We start from the raw sequence: 21,251 nt of genomic DNA, 5'->3' as shown, positions 1-21,251 counted from the left end.
CGACGCCTGAGACAGAAGACCGGAAGACGACAGACGGAAGACTGGAAAAGTCCTCGTCTGCCCTGCCTTTCCTCTAGTCTTCTGTCTTCAAGCGCAGCGCGTCTGTCGTTTTCTGTCTCTGTCTTTATGAAAATCCTCGTCACCGGAGGCTCCGGCTTCATCGGCTCCCACATCGTCGAGCACTACCAGGGCAAAGCGGAGGAAATCCGCGTGCTGGACAACCTGCGCACCGGCTATCGCAAGAATCTCGATGGCCTGAACTGCACCTTCATCGAAGGCTCGATCACCGATCGTGATGCCGTCGCGAAGGCAGTGGCGGGTGTGGACTACATCTTCCACATGGCCGCGCTGGTCAGCGTGCCGGAATCCATGTCGAAGCCAGGCGAGTGCGTGGACATCAACGTCCACGGCCTGCTCAACGTCCTCGAAGCCGCGGCCGCGGCGGGCGTGAAGAAAGTCGTCTTCGCTTCCTCCGCCGCGATCTACGGTGACAACCCGACGGTGCCGAAGCTCGAGACCATGCTGCCCGAGCCGAAGAGCCCCTACGCCATCACCAAGCTCGACGGCGAATACTACCTCGATCTCTTCAACCGCGAGCGCAGCCTCGAAACCGCCGCCATCCGCTTCTTCAACGTCTTCGGCCCGCGCCAGGACCCAAAGGGCGCCTACGCCGCCGCCGTGCCGATCTTCATCGAGAAGGCACTCAAGGGCGAGGACATCACCGTCTATGGCGATGGCGAACAGACCCGCGACTTCATCTACGTGAAGGACATCGTCGGCGCGCTCTCCTTCGCCGTGGAGACCCCGGGTGTCACCGGCGTCTTCAATGCCGGCTACGGCGGCCAGATCACGATCAACGATCTCGCGACCACCATCATCGCCTCCGCCGGTTCCAGTACCAAGGTCCTTCACGGCCCCGAACGCGCCGGTGACGTGAAGCATTCCCGCTCCAGCGCGGCGAAGTTGCTGGGAGCAGGCTGGACGCCCAAGCACTCGCTGGACGAAGCACTGGCGACGACGCTGGAGTTCTTCCGGAAGTAAGACCCGGCGAGACCTCAATCCTTCGTCCGACCGAGGGCACCCTTGATCAAGATCTCAGGGCTCTCCTTCGCCCGCTCGCCAAGCTGTGAGCCGCGGATGTAGATCGACTCCGCCTTGCCACCCGAGAGCACTTCGACAAGCATATTGCTGCCGTCGGTGAAGTCCTTGTCAGGGTTCCATTTGAGTTACTCAGTCTCCCGCAGGAAAGCCAGCAAGGCTGGATCCATGAGTTGACGACGGACCTCGGCGGCGAGAGTGGCATCCTCGATGAGTTTCACGCGGTGGTCCGCCAAATGGTAGATCTTCGCGCCCTCGACCTCCTGCCCGGGACCGCAGCCGTATTTTTCAATCCTCACTTTCCCAGCACTGGAGGAGGCCTCGATCACTTGCACTCCCCAAGAGGAGATGCGGCTCACCCGGATGGTAACTTCATCGTTCGCGGATGACGTGTTGGCACCAACCTTCTTGAAGACCGGCGACGTGACATACTGGAGCGCATACTTGTCATCACCCAGAATGGACCACTCTTCGCCGGCGTGCGCAGGGCTTGTTGACAAGCAACAAAGGAGCGCAAGCGGGCGAAAGAAGCTCATCCTCAAAGTATGGCCGTCGCGCCCTGACCTGTCGAGCTGCCGGAGGTAAATCCACAGCTTCGAGATCTACGGCGTCACCACATTGCCCTCCGGGTCCGTTTGCGGAATGAATGCCCAAGCCCGAGCCCCTCGGTTCCCTTGGTTCTCGATATCGAGAGCGGGATAGAGCTTTTTCGCCTCCGCAACGCTCATCACGAGCATCTCGAACTTGAAGACCAGATCCTTGGACTTGGTCTCCGAATTCTTCGTGTAAGCCAACTCTCCCCGGCTCCCTCCAAAACTCGAACCGACAAAGGAATAGTCCTTCACATCATAGCCGAAGTTCTTGGCCTGCACGCGCCACGAGTCTTGGAAGAACTCCTCCGGCTTGGTCTCGCTGCCCTGCTCCGGATACCCGCGATAGAAGGACATCGGCGCAATCACGACATCCACCACCGCCTCTTCACCACCCGTCCAAAAGATCTGATCGTAGGTCTGGTGCTTCGGCGGCTCCAAATGGGAATGGGTGCTCGAACGGAAAATCGCCACTTCTCCTGGTCCCGGACGCGCCTTAAAACGCTGCTTGTCCATCCCGAGATCCTTCGGCGACAGCGTCTCGGCTTGCTCTATCGATGTCCCCCTCACCGGCGCGGCGGATGGCACCGCTCCTTCGCGGGTGGAGACGAGGAATACCACACCCGCAAGGGCAAGGATTCCAGGGCTAGCTGCGAGAAGAAATTTTGCCGTGTTCATGAATGGAGGAGTTCGCGAGTGGTCTTCTCCTAGCCCATGGGTTCCGTCCCCATGAAGCCCAAATGCAAGAAACAGTCGGGCGTCCGCCCATGATGCCCGCAGAGCGAGGCTCCCGACTCACTCGTAGCTCCATTTGCTGATCCACGGATCCCCTGTTCGCTTCTGCTCCGCCTTCAGCCGCTCCTTCATTTCCGCCAGCTTGGCGGCAAAGGCTGGATCCGCAGCGAGGTTCTTGGTCTCCGCCGGATCTGATTTCAGATCGAACAATTCAAAGGCCGGACGCTGGATGTAGGAGCCCACCGTGCGATTGCCATAGGGCGCTTCCAATCCCTTCTTGAACTGCGCCTGCCAGGTCGAGGCCGCCCACAAGTCCGAGGCGAAGGGAAAGGGCAAGGGCGACGCGATGTTCCAGATCAGCTTGTACTGGCGGTCGCGGATGGCCCGCATCGGATAATACATCTGGATCTCATGGAAGGTGTGGGAAGCCATCAGTTCGTCCCAACCCTCGCCATGCTCTTTGCCCAACAGTCCAAGCCAGGAGCGCCCGTGGTAGTGGTCGAACTTCGGTCCCGCATTCTCTCCTCGCCCGAGCTTCGCCACCGGCAAAAGTTTCAGCGGGGCCCGCTTCTCGCGATCATAGCCCCCCGCTGCATCCAGCAAAGTCGGCGTGAGATCCGCGTGCGAGATCATCGCATCATTCGCCACGCCGCCCGCCACACCGGGTATCTTCACCACAAAGGGCACCTGCAGGCCGGACTCATACACCGTCGTCTTCGCCCCCGGGAAAGCCATGCCATGATCCGCAGTGAAGACGATCAAGGTGTTCTCATACTGGCCCGCCTCCTTCAGCGCCGCGACAAAGGCCCCGAGCGCCTTATCCGTGCGGGTCACGCTTTGATAATACTGCGCCAGCTCGCGCCGGCACTCGATGGTATCCGGCAAGAAGCCCGGAACCGGCACCTGCGTGGGATCATAGACCACCTCCTCGGTCCCCGGATACGATTGCCCCGGCGGCGGATTGCCGAAGCGGTTCGGCTTCAGCTCCTCTGGCACGCTTTGCACCTCATCGCCGCTGCGGTGCGGATCATTCGTCCAGAAGCACAGGAAGAAGGGTTGCTCCGACTTCTCCGCGAAGAGCGGCTTGCAGGCGTCCACCCATGCCGGCGTGTTGTGCCCCTCCCTGGTCGTCAGAAAGCGCTCGAAGCCATACACCGACTCCGGCGCGACGTGCAGCTTGCCGATGTGCGCCGTCCGGTAACCTGCCGCCTTCAATTGCAAGGGCAAGCTCAACGCCGCACAGCTCTCGAAGGTCTCGAACTTGTGGAAGTCATGCACGTGGCCATACTGGCCGTTCGCATGGTTGTGCAGCCCCGTCAGGATCACCGAGCGGCTCGCCGAGCAGGAAGCCGTCGTCGCGAAGGCCTGGGTGAAGCGCGTGCCCTCCTTCGCCAGCGCATCGAGATAGGGCGTCTGGATCAGCGGCGAGCCGTAGCACCCGGCGATCGGGCTCTGGTCATCGGTGACGAAGAGGACGATGTTCGGCTTGGCCGCCGCGCCCGCTGCCAGAGCGAAGACGAGAAGCAGGGCCAACAAGGAGCCAAGGAAACGCGGAAGGGCGGGCATGATCGCGGCGGATGGATTTCGAACCAAGGTGACGGGCATCAAATGTCCTATGTTTCACCTTGGTCCATCTACCACGGCCATTCATTCCGGCACCAGGTGGCCGGCCAAAGCCGGCCTACTTCGCCAGTTTCTCCAGCTCCGCGTCGTCCGGATGCTTCCCTTCCGGAGATGCGATCTCCAGCTTGTCGTAAGCCTTCGTCACCGCGCTCTTGTTCTTGTCCTCCACGAAGCCGCCGTTCGCGAGGTAGAAGCGCTTGCCATCCAAGCCCGCACTGCGGTCGCGACGCTCTTCCTTGCCGTGACCATCGTGGGTGAAGGCAGCCTTCGTCACCGGCAGCCACTTGCCAGCGTGGGTCTTGACCCAGCCGTTGCCGAATTCGCAGACGCGGCGTTCGTTGCCATTCTGCCCGCCGAAGTTCTCGTTGAAGGAATACAGGCCGTGCAGGTACTTCCCGTCCTTGGGCGCGCGGAAGGAAGCCACCAACTCCCAATCCTTCTTCTTCGAGTCGCGGTACCAGCCGGTGTAGATCGTCTTATCGCCCTCGGCCTGCGCGCGCATCAGGAACTCCACCGTGTCGCCAAGCTTCCAGGGATAGACCAAATGGCTGTGGCCGCCGGTGCCTTCGTTGCCGAAGTCACCCGCATCCGTCTTCGGGCCCTTGGCCAGCAGCTTCACGCGGTCGTCATCGCCGACTTTGTCGCGGTGCGTCGATTCGCCACCCGAATCCCAGACGGAAAAAATGATCCGACGCTCTGTCGGGCTATTTACCTGCATGCCGAAGTAACCGCGGTGCCAACCGGTCGCCATGTAGTAGCTCCACAGTGGATCCGTCTTCGGCGTAACTTCCTGATAGAACCACTCCACCTCTTCCTTCGCCTCCGCCGGCACCTCATAGGCAAGGTGAACCGAGGCCGAATTCCGCCGCTCCACTTTCGAGAAATGCGCGCCTTCCGATGCGGCGCCATCCAGCTTCAAGGCCTTCAGGTCCGGCAGCTTGCCGCTGCCTTCGAGCGTGAAGCGATAGTAACCCGGCTCAGGGATCGTGACCTTGCCGAAGCTCACGCTCTCTCCCTCGCCTTCGCCATCGCGCTTCCAGGAGGATGCCGGCTTCTCCTGCGAGGCCACCGTCAGCTTGAGCTTCGCCTTGGTTCCTTCCGTGACCGCAAGCGACAGATCGAGATCCCCCTTCGCCGCGAGCAGACCGTACCATGACAAGGTCGTCTTCGAATCCCAGTTGGTGAGGACGCCGCTCTTGTCGTTGCGGTTCACTCCGCGGTTGGGATCGGGAGCCGTGTAGGCGGTGAAGGCCGGCACTTCCACCGCCGCCGACGCAAGCGCCGAGGAAGCCAACGAAATCACCAGAAGGCATTTTTTCATGCCTTAGGTTTGCTTTTGTGTCACCTAGGTCAATCGCAAATCTCGGGGCTTGGGGGCCCTCACTTCAAGGCCGGGAAGCGAAACGGATAGGCAGCGTCGTGCTCCTTCCGCTCGGTCTCGCTCATCTTCTTGCGCAGGTACTGCACCGTGAAAGCGCCCTTCGCCTCGCCCTTCTCGACGTAGAGCCAGTCACTCAGCCGCTCCAGGGGGAAGCTCACCTTCTGACCCAGCTTCACTGACTTCAGATCGGCAGGCTCGCTGGCCACCACACCTGAGATCATCTTTCCGTCGTACGCGACTTCATCGATCCAGAGGTGCTCGGCTCCATCCTTGTCTTTGTCCTTGAAGCTCGCCTTCACCATCGCCGGAGCGAACTCCGGCTTGGCCTTCTTTCGATCCGCGGAGATCGCCTTCCAGAAGGTGGGAAACTCTTTGCGGGCCTCCGCCATCGCGGCATTCATGCCCGCGTCGTCCTGGTCCACGTCAGTCATCTTGCCGGTGCTCGTCTCACCCTGCCTCTTCGGTTCCTTTTCAGGTTCAGCGTGGCAGGGCAGTGCGGCGATCAGGGTCGTGCAGAGCAGAATTCGAAGCATGCGCCTGTTTAAGGCACTCCCCTTCCCTGACGCAAGCCTCGCACCACCAAGGCCTCAGGTCTTTCCGCATTCAAAAAAGGAAAGGGCGGCCGGGAGGATCCGCAGCTACGTGAAGCTTCAGACGGCGGCTCATCCCTCCCAGAAAGAGCCTGCTCAACTGCTTCTCCACGAGCTGCGGATCGTCGCGACCGCCCTCGCCAATTCTTGAAATCTGTATTTACCAGCCGCCGCCAAGGGCCTTGTAGAGACCAATGGAATTCACCGCGCGCGCAAGACGCAGTTGAATCAGGGACTGCCGCGCGTCAAACAAATCTTGTTGGGCTGTTAGAACTTCGAAGTAACTGTCGACCCCTTGACGATAGCGGGCATCGGCCAAGTCGAAGCGCTTCTGCTGCGCGGCGACAAGACTCTGCAAGGCTTCGATCCGGCCTGCAAGCCCTGTCCGAGCTGCAAGACCATCAGATACTTCGCGGAATGCTGTCTGGATCGCCTTCTCATAACGTGCGATCTCCATCTGCTTGCGGATCTGCGCCACATCGAGGTTGGCCTTGTTGAAGCCACCGTCGAAGATCGGCACGCTGACTTGCGGCGAGAAGGCCCATGCGCTCGAACCATTCTGGAACAGATCGCCGAGGCTGCGGCTCGCGGTTCCGGCACTGCCGGTCAGCGTGATCCGCGGGAAGAAGGCCGCGCGGGCTGCACCGATGTTCGCGTTCGCTGCCTTGAGCTGGTGTTCAGCCTCAAGGATATCCGGCCGGCGCAGCAGCAAGTTCGAGGAAACCCCGGCACGCACATCTGCGACCAGTGCGCCTTCCAGCGTACGGCCTTCCGGCAAACCGCCGGGAATCCCGGTGCCCAGGAGCAGCGCCAGCGCGTTGTTCGTTTCCGCCAGACGCTGTTGGAAAACCGCAAGCTGCTCCTTTGCCGTCTGCACCTGGATGTCCACCGAGCGCAGGTCCAGTTCGGACACGTCGCCAGCATCGAAGCGCTTCTTCATCAGGTCGTACGTCTCGCTCGTCGCCTTCAGGGTCTCCTGCGCCAGGGCGATCTGCTCGATCGCCGCGCGCTGGGTGAAGTAGACGTTCGAAACTTCCGACACCAAGGAGATCTGCACGCCGATACGGGCGGCATCGCTGGCGAAGTACTGCTGCAGCGCCGCATCGCTCAGGCTGCGCACCCGGCCCCAGATATCCAGCTCGTAGCCGGTCACGCCGACGGAGACATCATAGGCCCGCGTGTCGGTGACCCGGCCGGCGGAGTTCGTCGCCCCGGGAGTCCGGGCCCGCGTGCCGGAAGCGCTGACATCCACTGTCGGGAACAAGGCGCTGCGGGCGATCCCATACTGGGCCCGCGTCTGTTCGACATTGAGCGCCGCCACCCGCAGGTCGCGGTTGTTGTCCAAGGCCGTCTTCACCAAGCGCTTGAGCCGCGGATCGACGATGAACTTGTTCCAAGCAATATCCGCCGAAACCGAGCCGCCGGAGTTACCCGGGAAGCTTTCGGAAACCGGGGATTCCACCCGGTCGAGCGGGGGCTGCATGTTGCAGGACGTAACCAGCGCGGGAAGCGATAGAATGAGCAGGTGCGATTTACGCATGATTCAGGTCTCCGGTTAGAGGCTGGGAGGGAATTTCCGATTCCGGATTTTTAGCAGGAGAGATGCGGCTGACGATTTTCCGGACAATAACGTAGAACATGGGCACCAGGAAGATCGCGAGTAGTGTGCCCGAGATCATGCCGCCTGCAACCCCGGTGCCAATCGCATTCTGGCTGGCGGAGCCGGCGCCGGTGCTGATCACCAGCGGCACCACCCCCAGAATGAAGGCCATCGAGGTCATCAGAATCGGCCGCAGGCGCAGCTTCACCGCCTCCAGGGTGGCCTCAATCAGCCCCTTGCCGGCCTTCTCCAGGTCGAGTGCGAACTCGATGATCAAAATCGCATTCTTGGTCGAGAGACCCACCGTGGTGAGCAGGCCCACCTTGAAATACACGTCATTCGGCAGGTCGCGCAGCGACACTGCGGCCAGCGCGCCGAGAATCCCCAGCGGCACCACCATGATCACCGCCACCGGGATCGACCAGCTCTCATAGAGAGCCGCCAGGCAGAGGAACACGATCAGGATCGACACGCCATAGAGCATCGGCGCCTGGTTGCCGGAGATCTGTTCTTCCAGCGACTGGCCGCTCCAAGAGTAGCCGATGCCGGCCGGCAGCTGCTTCGCCATCTTCTCCATCTCTTCCATCGCCTGGCCCGAGCTTTTCCCCGGGGCGGCGGCACCTACGATGTTCACCGCCGGCAGGCCATCGTAGCGCTGGAGCTGCGGTGAGCCGTAGGACCAGCTTGTAGAAGTCACCGACGACAAGGGCACCATCTTGTTCTCCTTGTTCCGCAGCCACACCTTGCCGAGGTCGTCGGGGGTCATGCGGAATGGTGCGTCGAGCTGCACGATCACCCGCTGCACGCGCGGACCGTTCACGAAATTGTTCACGTAGGCGGAGCCGAATGCCGTCTGCATCGTCTGATTGATCTCCGCGAGGGAGACGCCCAGCGCCGCGGCCTTGTCCTGGTCGAGCTCGATCTTGATCTGCGCGGCATCGTTCAGGCCCTGCGGGCGGACCCCGGCGAGCAGCGGATTCTGCGCGGCCATTCCAAGAATCTGGTTGCGCGCCTGCATCAGTTTCTCGTGACCCACGCCGCCGACATCCTGCAGCCAGAAGTCGAAGCCGGACGAAGTGCCGAGTTCAGGAATCGCAGGCGGATTCAGCGGGAACACGAAGGCGTCCTTGATCCCGCCGAGCGCCATGATGCCGCGCTTGATGATCTCCTGCACCTTGTGCTCCTTGCCCTCGCGCTCCTCCCATGGCTTGAGCCGAAGGAAGGCGAGACCGGAGTTCTGGGCCTTACCGGTGAAGCTGAAGCCAGCCACCGTGAAGTAGTGCTCAATCTCCGGCTGCTTCGCGAAGTATTCCTCCATCTTGGTGAGGGCCTCGCCGGTGCGCTCATCGGTCGCGCCATCCGGCAAGCTCACCAGGGTCAGGAAGTAGCCCTGGTCTTCTTCCGGCAGGAAGGAGGACGGCATCTTCTGGTAGAGATGGGTCACGCCGAGGCAGACCACGATCAGGGCGACAAGACCGGCCCAGGCGTGCCGGAGCGTGCCGCCGACCACCCGCTGGTAACCGTTCGTGGTGGCGTCAAAGGCCCGGTTGAACCAACCGAAAGGACCGCGCTTGGTCATGTGATGACCCGCCTCCACCTGCTTGAGCAGGGTGCCGCAGAGTGCCGGTGTGAGCGACATCGCCAGGAACACCGAGAACAGCATGCACGACACCATCGACATGGTGAACTGGCGGTAAATCGTGCCCACCGACCCACCGAAGAAAGCCATCGGGATGAACACCGCCACCAGCACCACGGTGATACCGATCAGTGCGCTGGTGATCTGGCCCATCGCCTTGCGGGTGGCCGCCTTCGGAGACAGGCCCTCCTCGCTCATGATACGCTCGACGTTTTCCACCACCACGATCGCGTCGTCCACCAGGATGCCGATCGCGAGCACCATGCCGAACATGGTCAGCACGTTGATGGAGAAGCCGAAGGCCGCCATCAGGCCGCAGGTGCCCAGCAGGGCCACCGGCACTACCAGTGTGGGGATCAGCGTGGCGCGGAAGTTCTGGAGGAAGAGATACATCACCAGGAACACCAGGATGATGGCTTCCACGAGGGTCTTGAGCACCTCCTCCACAGAGATCTTCACGAAGGTCGAGGTATCCAGCGGATAGATCACCTTCACGCCGGCCGGGAAGAACTCCTGCAGGCGCTCCACTTCCTTGCGTACGCCGGCGGCCGTATCCAAGGCATTCGCGGTCGGCGAGAGCTTCACCGCGGCAGCCGCAGTCGGCTTGCCATCGATGCGGGCCTTGATCGAGTAATCCTGGCCGCCGAGCTCAACGCGGGCGACATCACGCAGGTAAACGCGCGAGCCATCCGTATTCACACGCAGCACGATGTTCCGGAATTCTTCCGCTTCGCGCAGGGTCGAGCGACCTTGGAGAATGATGTTCAGCTGCTGGTTGGCCGCTGCTGGCAGCGCGCCGATCTGGCCTACCGGAACCTGGGTGTTCTGGGCTTGGATCGCCGCATTCACATCGCCCGGGGTCATCCCGTAGCTCAGCAGCTTGTCCGGATCGATCCATACGCGCATCGCATACTGGGTGCCGAATTGGATCACCTCACCCACACCTTCCACACGGCGGATCGGGTCGAGCACGCTGGAGGCCATGTAGTTGCCCAGCGCGATGGCATCCATGCTGCCGTCATCGGTGGACAGCGCGATGAACATCATGAAGTTCCGCGTCGCCTTCGCCACCACCACACCTTGCTGCTGCACGGTCTGCGGCAGGCTCGGCGTCGCAAGCTGGACCTTGTTCTGCACCTGCACCTGCGCCACATCGGGGTCGGTGCCGGGATTGAAGTAGAGCGTGATGATCGCGGTGCCGTTCGCATCACTCGCGGACGACATGTAGAGCAGGTTGTCGATGCCGTTCAGGTTCTGCTCGATCACCGAGGTCACGGTGTCGGTCAGGGTCTCGGCGGAAGCACCGGCGTAGTTGACGGTGATCGAAATCGAGGGCGGCGCGACCGCGGGATACTGCGCCACCGGCAACTTCGTGATCGAGATGATCCCCATCAGGGCGATCAGAATGGAAACCACCCATGCGAAGACGGGGCGGCTAATGAAGAACTGGGCCATCGTGGCGGAAATTACTAATTACTAAATTCTAGTTACTAAACCGGAGCGGTGAATGCGCCTTTCGACGCAGGTCCCCGGCTTAGCCCTTCTTGCCGGCTGCAGGAGCAGACTGGCTGGTTTCGACTTTCGCCGGCGCGGGCTGGAAGGGCTCCGGCACCACCGCGGCGCCCGGCTTGGCCTTGAGCAGTCCTTCGATGATGACCTTCTCGCCCGGGTTGAGCCCCGAGCTCACGACCCACTTGTCGCCGACAGCTTCCGCGGTCTGGATCGTCTTCATCTGCGCGTGGTTGCTGTCGTCTACCACCATCACGCTCCCCGCACCGCCAGGAGCACGGGTGACGGCGCGCTGGGGCACGGTCACGACGTTTTCCTTAACGGCCTGCACGACCCGCACGCGGGCGAACATGCCGGGAAGAAGAAGGCGGTCGGGATTCGGGAACTCGGCGCGCAGAGTGACCATGCCCGTGGAGGGATCCACCGTCGCTTCCGAGAAGAGGATCTTGCCCGGAGCACTGTATTCGGTGCCGTCTTCGAGGATCAGCTTGGCCGTGGATTGCTCCGGCGATGCTTGGGTCAGGCCATTCTTCGAGGCACGGCGCAGCGCGATGAGATCGGCACTGGATTGCGTGAAGTCGAAGTAGATCGGGTCAAGCTGTTGGATCGTCGCCATCAGCGTCGCTTCATTCTCACCGACCAGCGCACCCTCGGTGACCATCGCGCGGCCGACACGGCCGGAGATCGGCGCGGTGACGGTGGCGTAGTCCAAGCGGAGCTGGGCGGTCTTGAGTGCGGCTTCGGCGGCTTTGACCTCCGCGTCAGCCACCTTCACGGCGGACTCGGCATCGTCATACTGCTGCTTGGAAACCGCATTCGAACTGACCAGCGATTCGTAGCGGGATAGCTGGGTCTTCGTCTGGTGCTGGGTCGCCTCGGCACGGACCAGAGCTGCGGCAGCGTTTTCCTTCACCGCCAGGAGCGGGGCGGGGTCGATCTTGAAGAGGACCTCGTCCGCCTTGACCTCGCCGCCTTCCTTGAAGGTCTTCTCCAGCAGGATGCCGGAAACGCGCGCACGCACCTCCGCGATCCGCAGCGCATCGATGCGGCCGGGAAGCAGGCGCGTGATCTGGACGGTCTCACTGGCCGCCGGCAGGACGGTCACCGCGGCGGGTGGCATCTGCGGCGGACCGGCTGCCGCTGCCGCCTTCTTGTTTTGGCAAGCAGGCAGGAAGAGGAGGGCCGTCAGAGGAAGGAAGTGGATGGGACGCATGGCAGTGGCAGGCAAGAGAAGGTAAGATCGCTGGAAAATCGTGGGAGGCGTAAAAAAGTTGGCCGGGAGAGCAGAAAATCGCATGCGGTGGCGAAGATTTGGCGTAAGGTCGATCGGGTGGCCTCAAAACCTGAAACGGATGTTTCAGACGTGCGCTTACTTAGCACGGGAAATGCGGGGGCGGAATGACTTTGAAGTTTCCAAGCTGGTAACCTGCGCTTACCAGTCCCCCGGGCGATGGAACTGCGGCACTTGAGATACTTCGTGGCAGTCGCGGAGGAACTGAATTTCCGCCGCGCCGCGGAGCGCCTGAATGTCACGCGCCCGGCCCTGAGCAAGCAGATTAAGGATCTCGAAGTCGAGACCGGCCTGAAACTGCTGGACCGTGACACGGTGCGGGTGGCCCTGACGGATGCCGGGAAAGTCTTCCTGGCCGACTCACAGGCAATCCTGGATGACGTGGAAAACGCCGTCGCCCGGGCCCGCGAGGCCCAGAACGGGCGCCGCGGCCAACTCCGGATCGGCAGCGTCGGCCAGATCGCGGCGAGTTTCTTGCCGGATGCGCTGCGGGCCTTCCGTGGCCACTTCCCGGATGTGGAGGTGACTTTTGTCGAGATGACTCCGCCGGAGCAGCTGGAGGCACTGGCGCACGACGAGATCGATCTGGGCTTCGCCTACGGCCGCGACACCGAGAAGGTGCCGGGCATGTCCAGCCTGCTGCTGGTGCGCTCGACCTTCGGGGTCTCGATGTCGAAGGATCATCCCTTCGCCTCGCGGCGCTCGCTGCGGCTGGATGACCTGCGCTACAAGACGATCCTCTGTGTCGGCGATGAGAAGCACTCGACCCACCGGCGGGATATTCTCGCTATGTTCGACGAGGCCGGGGCGACGCCGGCAGTGGTGCGGCAGATTGTCGGCTTTGAGTCGCTGCTTACAATGGTGGCGGCGGATCAAGGGCTGAGCATGCTGCCGGAGGTACTGGACCTGCGGGCGAGCCACGGGATCGTGACCCTGCCTTTGGTCGGTGAGAAGGCGAAGGTGGACTTCACCATGTGGGCCGTGTGGAAGACCTCAGGGGCTTCCTTGCTGGTGAGGAATTTTGTCCGGCTGCTGGAGAGGAACCGGCCGGCGGGTCCCGGAGGAGCGATGGCGGTGGCGTGAGCAACAGCATCCTCCCATGCAAGCGGTTAGACCCAGCCAAGCGAAAGCGGAGAATTCCCTCGCGGCGTTAATCGGTCTCCCGCTCGCGCAGGTTTCCCGTGAGGCGAACCTGCCGATGTTCCACTTTGGCAAGCGTGACAACGGGTCCTACGATCACGCGGTCGAGCTCCAATGTTCGTGGCACTTTCGCGATGCCTCGCAGGTTCTGATTGGCAGTTGGAGTCTCTATGACCTCTTCACCCAACCATCGATAGAGCAAGCCGGGGATCACCTTGAGCTGGATCACCCGCTGGCCAACTACTGCGATCGCTTCTTCGCGCCCTTTCTGGAAAGCCATCTCGCAGATCCCCTTTTCGTTGTTGCCGTGAGGGTCGACGAGGACAATGCCTTAACCTTGGATTTTTCCGGCGACTACACCCTGGAAGTTTTTCCGGTTGATGAAGAACCCGAGGAAGTTTGGCGGTTTCTAAGTCGTCCCCCCATCTTCCCCAGCAGGATTCCCGAGCCATTCACGAAGTGAGAATCGTAGGTGCTTTCGAGTTCCTTGAAGCACCCCTCCGCAACTTGCAAAGTTGCGCTACTTCGCGGGCGGGCCAGATACGGCACTTGAAGATTGGGCCCAAATCGGAATCTTGAATCAAAGAACCATGGGCAGTCTCTACATCGTTACCCCGCTTCATAAGGAGTGCACTGATTGGCTCGACGCTGAAGGAATTCCCTATCCCGCCGTAGTAGATCCGCGCATGCCGAGCCCACGAGAACTGAAAGACACCTTGCTGGGACTCGAAGGCTTTGTTGCAACCTTCCACGATGATCAACCGTTGGGGAACTGGTCCGCCACGATCGAATCAACGGCTCCGGAGAAAGCGTGGTCGCATCTTTACATCAATGACTACCTCTCGGAGGATGAGCCTTGCGACTTCTACTTCTCCAAAGGTCACGCTGAGGTCGCATTCGCAGTGGTGAAACGGCTGGCTCCGATCTGTGGAGCAATGGTCGTTTGCACCGATAGCGACGCTTGGCCGGTGCTTGTCGGCCCTGAAGATTCGATTGAAGATCTAGTCACTCGATTGGAGAATCCTTGGCCGGAAGACACCTAGCAGCGCCATCCGGCAAACTCCTTTAGCTCCGCTCCATCCCCATGTCCAAGATCACCACACGCCCTCCCAATCCCGAAGAGCAGGGGACCCTTAGCGGTGCCACGGCTTGGGTAAACGAACTCCTCGAAAACGAATTCAAAACCCAAGAGCGACTGAGCGGCACACGGGAGGACATTCCGAATCTCCACACCATGCTGGCCGAAGGGCCTTACACGGACGACCCGGGCGCAGAGCTCAAGACCTTCGGGATCGTCTTCGGTCACATCCTCACCCACGAGCTGCCGATGCGCTGGGTGATCTATCGCGATGACCAAGGCACTGACTTCGCGCTACAGTATCAGGGCTTGGATCTCTTCGTCTTTCCCGGCGACATGATCGTGAAGCGAGTTGAAGCCGGAGAGGAGGTCGATGAGATCAACTTGGAAGCGATGCTGGAGGATCTGAAGGAGGCCTTGGCGGAGGAGGCTTCGAAGGCGGCGAAGCGCCGGGATTGATCTGCCTGACTTTGAATAGCTCCGCCTCAGGCAGACACGGTCGCGGGGTAACCCAGCTCCTCGTTCTTCCGGCAGGCAGCTTTGAAGAAGATGTCGCCGTGGATCAGCAATTCAAAGGTCTCGATGGATGCAGGCACCCTGAGGCCGCAGAAGATCTCGACAAAGTCCTCGATCTCCATATTGCCGTATCCCGTCCCCAAGGCGGTGACTGTCACGCTCTTCACGTCCTCCTTCAGCGCACAGAGCCGGAGCACTTTCTCCAAGGCAGCTTTCGTGTCTTGGCGGCTGGTCTCGTAGAAGCCATTCGCCGCAACGACGGCAAACATCCGGCCCCAGGTCTCGGCCGGTTCGATTTCGAAGACGCTGCCGCGAGGAGCCACCTTGATCCCTTTGTCCGCCATGGTCCGGTGCATGGCTTCCTGAAGGGCCTTGCCGTGTTGGCCTAACAGGCTCGCGCCCGCGCCACCGGAGAGGAAAAGGTGCTCGTTGGTGGAGAAGACGATGAGGTCCGCGGCGGCATCGACGATGTCGCCTTGGCGGAGGAAGCGCCGGCCAAAGAGCGTCCCGCGAAGGTCAATCCCAACGCCGCGGGACCGCCTCCTTGTTTTCCAAGGGCCAGCGTCGCCCTGAATTCAGGTGCCTCATTCAAACCGAGAACCTTGGAGCGCCGATCGGTTCCATCGAAGGCATAGGGAGCGTATTCATTCTTCTCCACATCCTTCTGGATCCACAGCCGGCCGCATTGATCGCACTCCAGCGTATCGAGAGTGAGATCCAAGTAGGCCGAATGCAGCACATCAGCGAGCATCTCCCCCGGGGGGACATCATCCGGGTAGACAGGGTGGAAGTGCTTGTTCCTCCACTCTGGAAGCCGCCCGGCTTGAAGGTGCGCGAGGAAATCGTCGATCACGGCGGGGATCGAGTCGATATAAAGGTGGTTCCCCTTATCGCTGAGGATTCGACCTTGGATCTCGTTAGGCCCCTCCACATCCGAGATCACATTCCCACAGGTGCATCGAAATTTGCTCATCGGAGGTCAGCAGACTATGGGTTGCATGCTTCGCCGTCCAGCGTCCGTGGAGGGGGCGGAGGAATCCTTACTCGCGGGTCCTAGGCGACTCGTGAGGGAGAACCACCCTAACTCTCTTGCCGATTTCCCTTTGCTTCGCCGACTTGATCCGAGATCGAAGCCAGCCGAGGAAGGCGAGAATGGCGAAGTTCAGGGTGGTCCAGATGAGACTCACCGGGATCGCCAGGATCAGAGCGAAGTTTCGTCCGGTATCGGTCGACCAGCGGCGCATGGCTTCCAGCGCGGCTGGAGTTAGCTCTTCGGGAGACATTTCGCCGTTCCGATCTTGGTCAAACTTCTCCCATCCCCATCGCAGTTCGATCTCGGCCACCATCACGACGCCCAGGTAAAGTGCCGACCCCAAGGCGAAGCATGCCACGAACCACCGACCGGAACGCCCCTCGATCCAAGGCAAACGCTTCTTCAAAAGCCAAGTCGCCAAGGGCAGAAGCAGCCAGAGGATCGCGAGGAGGTTTCCGGGCCACATAAGGTGAATCGGGACGGATCCTAGCACGGCGCGAGGAGATCCCATTGTGAGTTCTCCGTGGGATTCGTGAATTTTCGCCGCTAGAAGCATGAGGCGCCCCTTCAGGACGCGGTGATCTCTCGCGGCTTACCCGGCACTTCGTGCCGGGCTGGCATGAGCCGTGCCATTGGCACGAAGAATCGTGCGGTGCGAGCTCTGACGATTGGTATCAGGCTTGGGCGGTGGAGACTATCCTCGCATGGTCCTTGCCCGCCAGACGCGCATTCCCCACCAGACCACGATCAAAGGAAGGGCCCCGGTGATAAAGACCGCTCCAATATTCAGGAAGGGAGCGAAGGAATTGGGGAAATCCACAAGGCCGCTGCTATTCGGAAGCCGGTCCCAGTAAACGGAGGCAAATGGCAAACCCGTGCCGTGAAAGCCCTCGGGTCTGCCCCACTCAATCATGTTGAGCGGAATACTGGCGACCACGCTGATCGCCAGCCATGCTACCAATAGAACTCGGAGCGGGATTTTCACGAACGGCGGATCCCGCTCACTCCCACTCGATGCTCGCCGGGGGCTTGGTAGAGATGTCGTAGAGGACGCGGTTGATGCCCTTCACCTCGTTGAGGATGCGGTTGCTGGTCTCGCGGAGGATCTGCGATGGCAGTTCGACCCAATCGGCGGTCATGGCATCGTCTGAGACCACGGCGCGGAGATTGGTGGACCATTCGTAGGAACGTTCGTCGCCCTTCACGCCGACGGTCTTGACCGGGATCAGCCCGGCGTAGGCCTGCCAGACCTTTTCATACCAGCCGTGCTCCTTGAGCTTGCCGATGAAGATGGCGTCGCACTCACGGATGATGTCGAGCTTCTCCACGGTGACCTCACCGGGGCAGCGCACGGCGAGGCCGGGGCCCGGGAAGGGATGACGCCAGAGGATGTCGTGCGCGATGCCAAGCGAGGCACCGAGGGCGCGGACTTCGTCCTTGAAGAGCTCGGCGAGGGGCTCAAGGACCTTGCCCTGGGCCTGGAGTTCAAGGATACGGTCGACGCGGTTGTGGTGGGTCTTGATCTTGCTGGCCTTCGACTTGGCGTTGGAGGCGCTTTCGATCACGTCCGGATAGAGCGTGCCCTGGGCGAGCATTTCCGCGTCGCCCACCGCGTCCCAGAAGGTGTCGATGAAGAGTTCGCCGATGATCTTGCGCTTGGCTTCCGGGTCGGCCACGCCGGCGAGGGCGCCGAGGAAGCGCTCCGAGGCATCGATGGTCTCGATCTTCAGGCCCATGCGGTGGAAGTTGTTCTGCACCTCCGCGGTCTCATCCTTCCGCATCAGGCCGTGGTCGACGTAGATGGGGCGGACGTTCACCCCAGCCTCGTGCAGAAGTACGGCGAGCACCGTACTATCGACCCCGCCGGAGACGCCGCAGACGACCTGCTTGTTCCCCACGGTAGTGCGGATGCCTTCGATCAGCTCGCGCTTGAAGTCATCGATCCGGAAAGCGGCGAGCTCGCCGGCGGTGAGCAGGAAGTTGTGGAGGATGCGGTTGCCCTCGTGGCTGTGGGTAACCTCGGGGTGGAACTGGATGCCGTAGAAGCGGTCGCCCCACTTCAGCGATACCGGGGTGCCGTGCTGGTTGGCGGCGAGCACCTCGACATTCTCGGGCAGCTTTTCGACGGTGTCGGAGTGACTCATCCAGACCTGCGAGGCGGATGACACGCCCTCGTAGAGGCCAGTGCAGGAAGCGGGATTGAGGGTGGCCGGACCATACTCGCGGCGATTGCTAGCCTTCACGCTGCCGCCGAACTTAATGTTCAGGAGCTGCATGCCGTAGCACACGCCGAGCACCGGCACGCCGAAGGCATTCAGCGCGGCGAAGTCGAGATCCGGTGCGTCCGGCTCGGAAGTGCTCTTCGGTCCGCCCGAGAGGATGATCGCGCCGGGCTTGCCGATGTTCGGGAAGTCTTCGAGGGCGTAAAGCTTGGCGAAGTATCCGAGCTCACGGACCCGCCTCACGATGAGCTGGGTGTATTGCGAGCCGAAATCGAGGACGGCGACGTGATTGATCTCCTGCATTGGAGGAAAAATTACTAATTACTAAATTCTAGTGACTAAACTGGAGCGCCCGAAGAACGGAAGCGCTCCGTGTATTCCGGGAACTTCTCCCCTGTCAACCCAGCGGCTGATAGTTGGTCGGCTCCTCGGTGATGACGATGTCGTGGACGTGGCTTTCGCGCAGGCCGCCCGGGGTGATGCGGGTGAAGGTGGCGCGGCTGCGGAGTTCATCCAAGCTGTTCGCACCGACGTAGCCCATGCCGGAGCGGAGGCCGCCCATGAGCTGGAAGACCACGTCGGAGAGCGGGCCCTTATAGGGGACGCGGCCTTCGACACCTTCCGCGACGAGCTTGCCGGAGCTGTTCTGGCCGTAGCGGTCGCCGGAGCCCTTGCGCATGGCACCGAGGGAGCCCATGCCGCGGTAGGTTTTGAAGCGGCGGCCCTGGTAGTAAACGCTCTGGCCGGGGCTTTCGCGGGTGCCGGCGAGGATCGAGCCGAGCATCACCAGGTCGGCCCCAGCGGCGAGGGCCTTCACCACATCGCCGGAGTAGCGGATACCACCATCGGCGATGACCTTCACGCCAACCTCGCGGCAGTAGCGGGCGACATTTTGGATCGCGGTGAACTGCGGCATGCCCACACCAGCGATGACGCGGGTGGTGCAAATCGAACCCGGGCCGACGCCGACCTTGAGAGCACTGGCACCAGCGGCGACGAGGTCGCGGGCACCTTGTTCGGTCACCACGTTGCCCGCGACGACCGGACGGTCGGAGAGCGAGCGCAGCTTGGAAATCACTTCCATCACCCGCGAGGTGTGGCCGGTGGCGGCGTCGATGAAGAGAGCATCGGCACCCGCATCGATCATCGCCTGGCCGCGCTCGACGCAGTCCGGGCCGACGCCGACAGCAGCACCGCAGCGCAGGCGGCCTTCGAGATCCTTCGCAGCGCTGGTGAAGGTGATGCGCTTCTCGATGTCCGAGCCGGTGATCAGGCCGGCCAGCTTGCCATTGGCATCGACCAGCGGGAGCTTCTCGATGCGGTTCTGGTAGAGAATGCGGCGGGCTTCCTCGAGCTCGGTATTCACCGGCGCGGTGATGAGCTTCTCGCGCGGGGTCATCACGTCCTGCACGCGGGCGTCGGCGCGGTCGAGGTAGCGGACGTCACGGCCGGTGACCATGCCTTCGAGACGGCCTTCGGCATCCACCACCGGGAAGCCGGAGAAGCCGTGCTCGGCCATGATCGCCTGGATCTCATCGATCGTCTGCTCCTTGCGGACGGTGAGCGGCTTCTGGATCACCGCGTTTTCCGAACGCTTCACCCGGGAAACCATCGAGGCCTGCTCTTGGATCGAGCAGGCGCGGTGGATCACGCCCATGCCGCCCTCGCGGGCCAGCGCCACTGCCAATTCGGTCTCCGAGACCGTGTCCATCGCTGCGGACACCACCGGGATATTGAGGCGGATCCCCGCCGTCACGAAGGTGGAAATATCAGATTCCGTAGGAAGAATCTCGCTCAACGCAGGAACGAGAAGGACGTCGTCAAAGGAGAGTCCGAGAGAAATATCCGCCATGGCGGAGTCAATAGAGGAGCCCCGACCGACGCAAGCGCGAATACGGAAAACGGTGTTTCAGGTGCGACTCCCGCCCCGTGGCGGAACGGCAGCACCGTTCCGGCGGGGTGAGTTCACCCCTTGATTTACATGCAGTTCTCCTTCGCGGAGGTTCCCAGCCGGAGGTTCCCAGCCGCTCCGCTACTTCTTACTTCCGGGCGAAGTTCAGCGGCGCGGGGACGGAGATGACTTCCATCCCGGCGAGCTGGGCGGCCATCACGCCGGCCGGTGCGTCTTCCAGCACCAAGCACTTGAGTGGGGAAACGCCGAGCAGCTTGGCAGCCCGCAGGAAAATGTCCGGGGCGGGCTTCCCAATCGGCACGTCGTCCGCAGTGACCACCTCGTCGAAGAGATCGGAGACACCCACGGCCTGCAGGGTCTTTTCAATCACCAGGCGGGTGCCGCCGGTGGCGATTGCCATCGGGATCTTGCCGCGCAGGCTCTCGGCGAACTCGGCGACCTCCTCGATCAGCTCCAGGCTGCCGAGCTTCCGGAGGAAGGCCTCGCGCTTGGCGAAGGCAACACCCTCGGGATCAAGCTTCAGGCCATACTCGTCGTTAATCTCCACCACGATATCCTTCGTGGGGCGACCGCCCATGGCGTAGAAAACGTCTTCCTTGAAGATGCCGCCGGCACCGTGAAGGGCGAGAGCTTCGCACCAAGCCTCAAAGTGGGCAGGCATCGAATGAACCAGAGTGCCGTCGCAATCGAAAATGACCGCCTCGAAGCCCTCTGCCGACAGATTGATTTCACCGATGCTCGCCATGCGCGCGGTCGGGGTAACAGCCCCCCTCAAAATGACAAGAACGCAAATGGGAAATGTCTATTTAAAGGGAATGTCCCCTTCGCAAAAGCAGGGGTCCGCCCCGAAATCAGACAGGACGAACCCCAAACACTTGTTTGCATTAGGATAACTGGAAATCAGAACTCCCCGTCCTGATAAGTCCCCGCTGCGATAACCCGGGGCTCGGTCGCCTTGAAGGCCACTTTACCCTTCAGGGCCACGCCATCGGCAAAGCTGAGGGGGCCGGAGACCGCGACTTCCTCGCAACCCGCGAGGCAGGGGGTGCCGAGACCCTCGATGGCATCCACCAGCTTGTAGGAATCGTCCAATTTCACCACCGGGGGGACCCCCTCCCGGGAGGCCACCAGCTCCACCCGGCCGTCGTCACTGACCGAGTAGGCCGAGGAGCGGAGAGCAAAGAGATCGGCGGTGGATTTCACCGGGGCGAAGCGGGAGCGCGGAACCTCAATGGCTTGCGCACCTTCGAAGCACTCGATCGCCGCACCCATGGCGACTTCGAGCTGGATCACC

At 61.7% G+C, this 21,251-nt stretch carries 21 protein-coding genes; 5 read left to right on the top strand and 16 right to left on the bottom strand.

All coding sequences use genetic code 11. The features are described 5' to 3' along the window. Nucleotides 1-126 precede the first annotated feature (126 nt). Nucleotides 127-1,041 carry an NAD-dependent epimerase/dehydratase family protein gene (locus BV071_RS24985; RefSeq protein ID WP_035613029.1) on the top strand — a complete coding sequence of 305 codons (915 nt, stop codon included), beginning with the start codon at nt 127-129 and terminating at the stop codon, nt 1,039-1,041. Between the two features lie 14 nt (nt 1,042-1,055). Here BV071_RS24985 and BV071_RS35720 read toward each other — a convergent pair whose 3' ends face one another. From BV071_RS35720 to BV071_RS24940, 9 genes are all read right to left on the bottom strand, one after another. After that, nucleotides 1,056-1,184, bottom strand: coding sequence for a hypothetical protein (locus BV071_RS35720; RefSeq protein ID WP_265594849.1), 129 nt, complete (start codon nt 1,182-1,184; stop codon nt 1,056-1,058). A 42-nt stretch (nt 1,185-1,226) separates the two neighbouring features. Next, entirely contained in the window at nt 1,227-1,598 is a 372-nt protein-coding gene (locus BV071_RS24980; RefSeq protein WP_035613027.1) for a hypothetical protein, read from the bottom strand. Nucleotides 1,599-1,700: 102 nt separating this feature from the next. Further along, the gene (locus BV071_RS24975) at nt 1,701-2,366 is read right to left on the bottom strand and encodes a hypothetical protein (RefSeq protein WP_265594848.1); all 666 of its coding nucleotides are present in this window, start codon (nt 2,364-2,366) and stop codon (nt 1,701-1,703) included. 117 nt (nt 2,367-2,483) lie between these two features. Continuing rightward, nucleotides 2,484-3,989 carry a sulfatase gene (locus BV071_RS24970; RefSeq protein ID WP_081886227.1) on the bottom strand — a complete coding sequence of 502 codons (1,506 nt, stop codon included), beginning with the start codon at nt 3,987-3,989 and terminating at the stop codon, nt 2,484-2,486. A 115-nt stretch (nt 3,990-4,104) separates the two neighbouring features. Beyond that, nucleotides 4,105-5,367: a DUF3472 domain-containing protein gene (locus BV071_RS24965; RefSeq protein ID WP_081886226.1), complete on the bottom strand. Its 1,263-nt coding sequence runs from the start codon at nt 5,365-5,367 to the stop codon at nt 4,105-4,107. Between the two features lie 59 nt (nt 5,368-5,426). Further along, a complete protein-coding gene (locus BV071_RS24960) occupies nt 5,427-5,960 on the bottom strand; it encodes a DUF2314 domain-containing protein (protein ID WP_052573875.1) in 534 nt (177 codons plus the stop codon). A gap of 217 nt (nt 5,961-6,177) precedes the next feature. Then, on the bottom strand, nt 6,178-7,557 hold the full coding sequence (locus BV071_RS24950; protein WP_052573874.1) for an efflux transporter outer membrane subunit: 1,380 nt from the start codon (nt 7,555-7,557) through the stop codon (nt 6,178-6,180). Continuing rightward, entirely contained in the window at nt 7,550-10,711 is a 3,162-nt protein-coding gene (locus tag BV071_RS24945) for an efflux RND transporter permease subunit (RefSeq protein ID WP_035613019.1), read from the bottom strand. The genes BV071_RS24950 and BV071_RS24945 overlap by 8 nt, the downstream gene beginning before the upstream one ends. A 79-nt stretch (nt 10,712-10,790) precedes the next feature. Then, nucleotides 10,791-11,978 (bottom strand): efflux RND transporter periplasmic adaptor subunit, encoded by a 1,188-nt coding sequence (locus BV071_RS24940; protein ID WP_035613017.1) that lies wholly within the window; start codon nt 11,976-11,978, stop codon nt 10,791-10,793. Between the two features lie 237 nt (nt 11,979-12,215). Here BV071_RS24940 and BV071_RS24935 point away from each other — a divergent pair, with 237 nt between their 5' ends. The 4 genes from BV071_RS24935 to BV071_RS33640 all read left to right on the top strand — a co-directional run bounded on the left by BV071_RS24935 (nt 12,216) and on the right by BV071_RS33640 (nt 14,733). Then, nucleotides 12,216-13,139 carry a LysR substrate-binding domain-containing protein gene (locus tag BV071_RS24935; protein ID WP_052573873.1) on the top strand — a complete coding sequence of 308 codons (924 nt, stop codon included), beginning with the start codon at nt 12,216-12,218 and terminating at the stop codon, nt 13,137-13,139. A gap of 115 nt (nt 13,140-13,254) precedes the next feature. Continuing rightward, on the top strand, nt 13,255-13,659 hold the full coding sequence (locus tag BV071_RS24930) for a hypothetical protein (protein ID WP_265594847.1): 405 nt from the start codon (nt 13,255-13,257) through the stop codon (nt 13,657-13,659). Between the two features lie 127 nt (nt 13,660-13,786). Next, on the top strand, nt 13,787-14,239 hold the full coding sequence (locus BV071_RS24925) for a hypothetical protein (RefSeq protein ID WP_265594846.1): 453 nt from the start codon (nt 13,787-13,789) through the stop codon (nt 14,237-14,239). Between the two features lie 41 nt (nt 14,240-14,280). Next, the gene (locus tag BV071_RS33640) at nt 14,281-14,733 is read left to right on the top strand and encodes a DUF3806 domain-containing protein (RefSeq protein WP_052573872.1); all 453 of its coding nucleotides are present in this window, start codon (nt 14,281-14,283) and stop codon (nt 14,731-14,733) included. 26 nt (nt 14,734-14,759) lie between these two features. Here BV071_RS33640 and BV071_RS24915 read toward each other — a convergent pair whose 3' ends face one another. The 7 genes from BV071_RS24915 to BV071_RS24880 all read right to left on the bottom strand — a co-directional run. Further along, nucleotides 14,760-15,182 (bottom strand): hypothetical protein, encoded by a 423-nt coding sequence (locus BV071_RS24915; RefSeq protein ID WP_265594857.1) that lies wholly within the window; start codon nt 15,180-15,182, stop codon nt 14,760-14,762. Beyond that, nucleotides 15,176-15,763 (bottom strand): hypothetical protein, encoded by a 588-nt coding sequence (locus BV071_RS24910; protein WP_265594845.1) that lies wholly within the window; start codon nt 15,761-15,763, stop codon nt 15,176-15,178. The genes BV071_RS24915 and BV071_RS24910 overlap by 7 nt, the downstream gene beginning before the upstream one ends. A 67-nt stretch (nt 15,764-15,830) precedes the next feature. After that, entirely contained in the window at nt 15,831-16,073 is a 243-nt protein-coding gene (locus BV071_RS35715) for a hypothetical protein (RefSeq protein ID WP_265594844.1), read from the bottom strand. 751 nt (nt 16,074-16,824) lie between these two features. Then, nucleotides 16,825-18,339, bottom strand: a complete 1,515-nt coding sequence (guaA, locus tag BV071_RS24895) for a glutamine-hydrolyzing GMP synthase (protein WP_343123412.1) — start codon at nt 18,337-18,339, stop codon at nt 16,825-16,827. Nucleotides 18,340-18,442: 103 nt separating this feature from the next. Next, nucleotides 18,443-19,897: an IMP dehydrogenase gene (guaB, locus tag BV071_RS24890; RefSeq protein WP_035613001.1), complete on the bottom strand. Its 1,455-nt coding sequence runs from the start codon at nt 19,895-19,897 to the stop codon at nt 18,443-18,445. Between the two features lie 187 nt (nt 19,898-20,084). After that, the gene (locus tag BV071_RS24885; RefSeq protein ID WP_052573871.1) at nt 20,085-20,702 is read right to left on the bottom strand and encodes an HAD family phosphatase; all 618 of its coding nucleotides are present in this window, start codon (nt 20,700-20,702) and stop codon (nt 20,085-20,087) included. A 155-nt stretch (nt 20,703-20,857) separates the two neighbouring features. Then, the coding region (locus BV071_RS24880; protein ID WP_035613000.1) for a UTP--glucose-1-phosphate uridylyltransferase at nt 20,858-21,251 on the bottom strand (394 nt) is incomplete at its 5' end.

Origin of the sequence: Haloferula sp. BvORR071 (genome assembly GCF_000739615.1) — a bacterium.
Lineage (GTDB): Bacteria > Verrucomicrobiota > Verrucomicrobiia > Verrucomicrobiales > Akkermansiaceae > Haloferula.
This window is presented reverse-complemented; position numbering and strand designations above follow the sequence as displayed.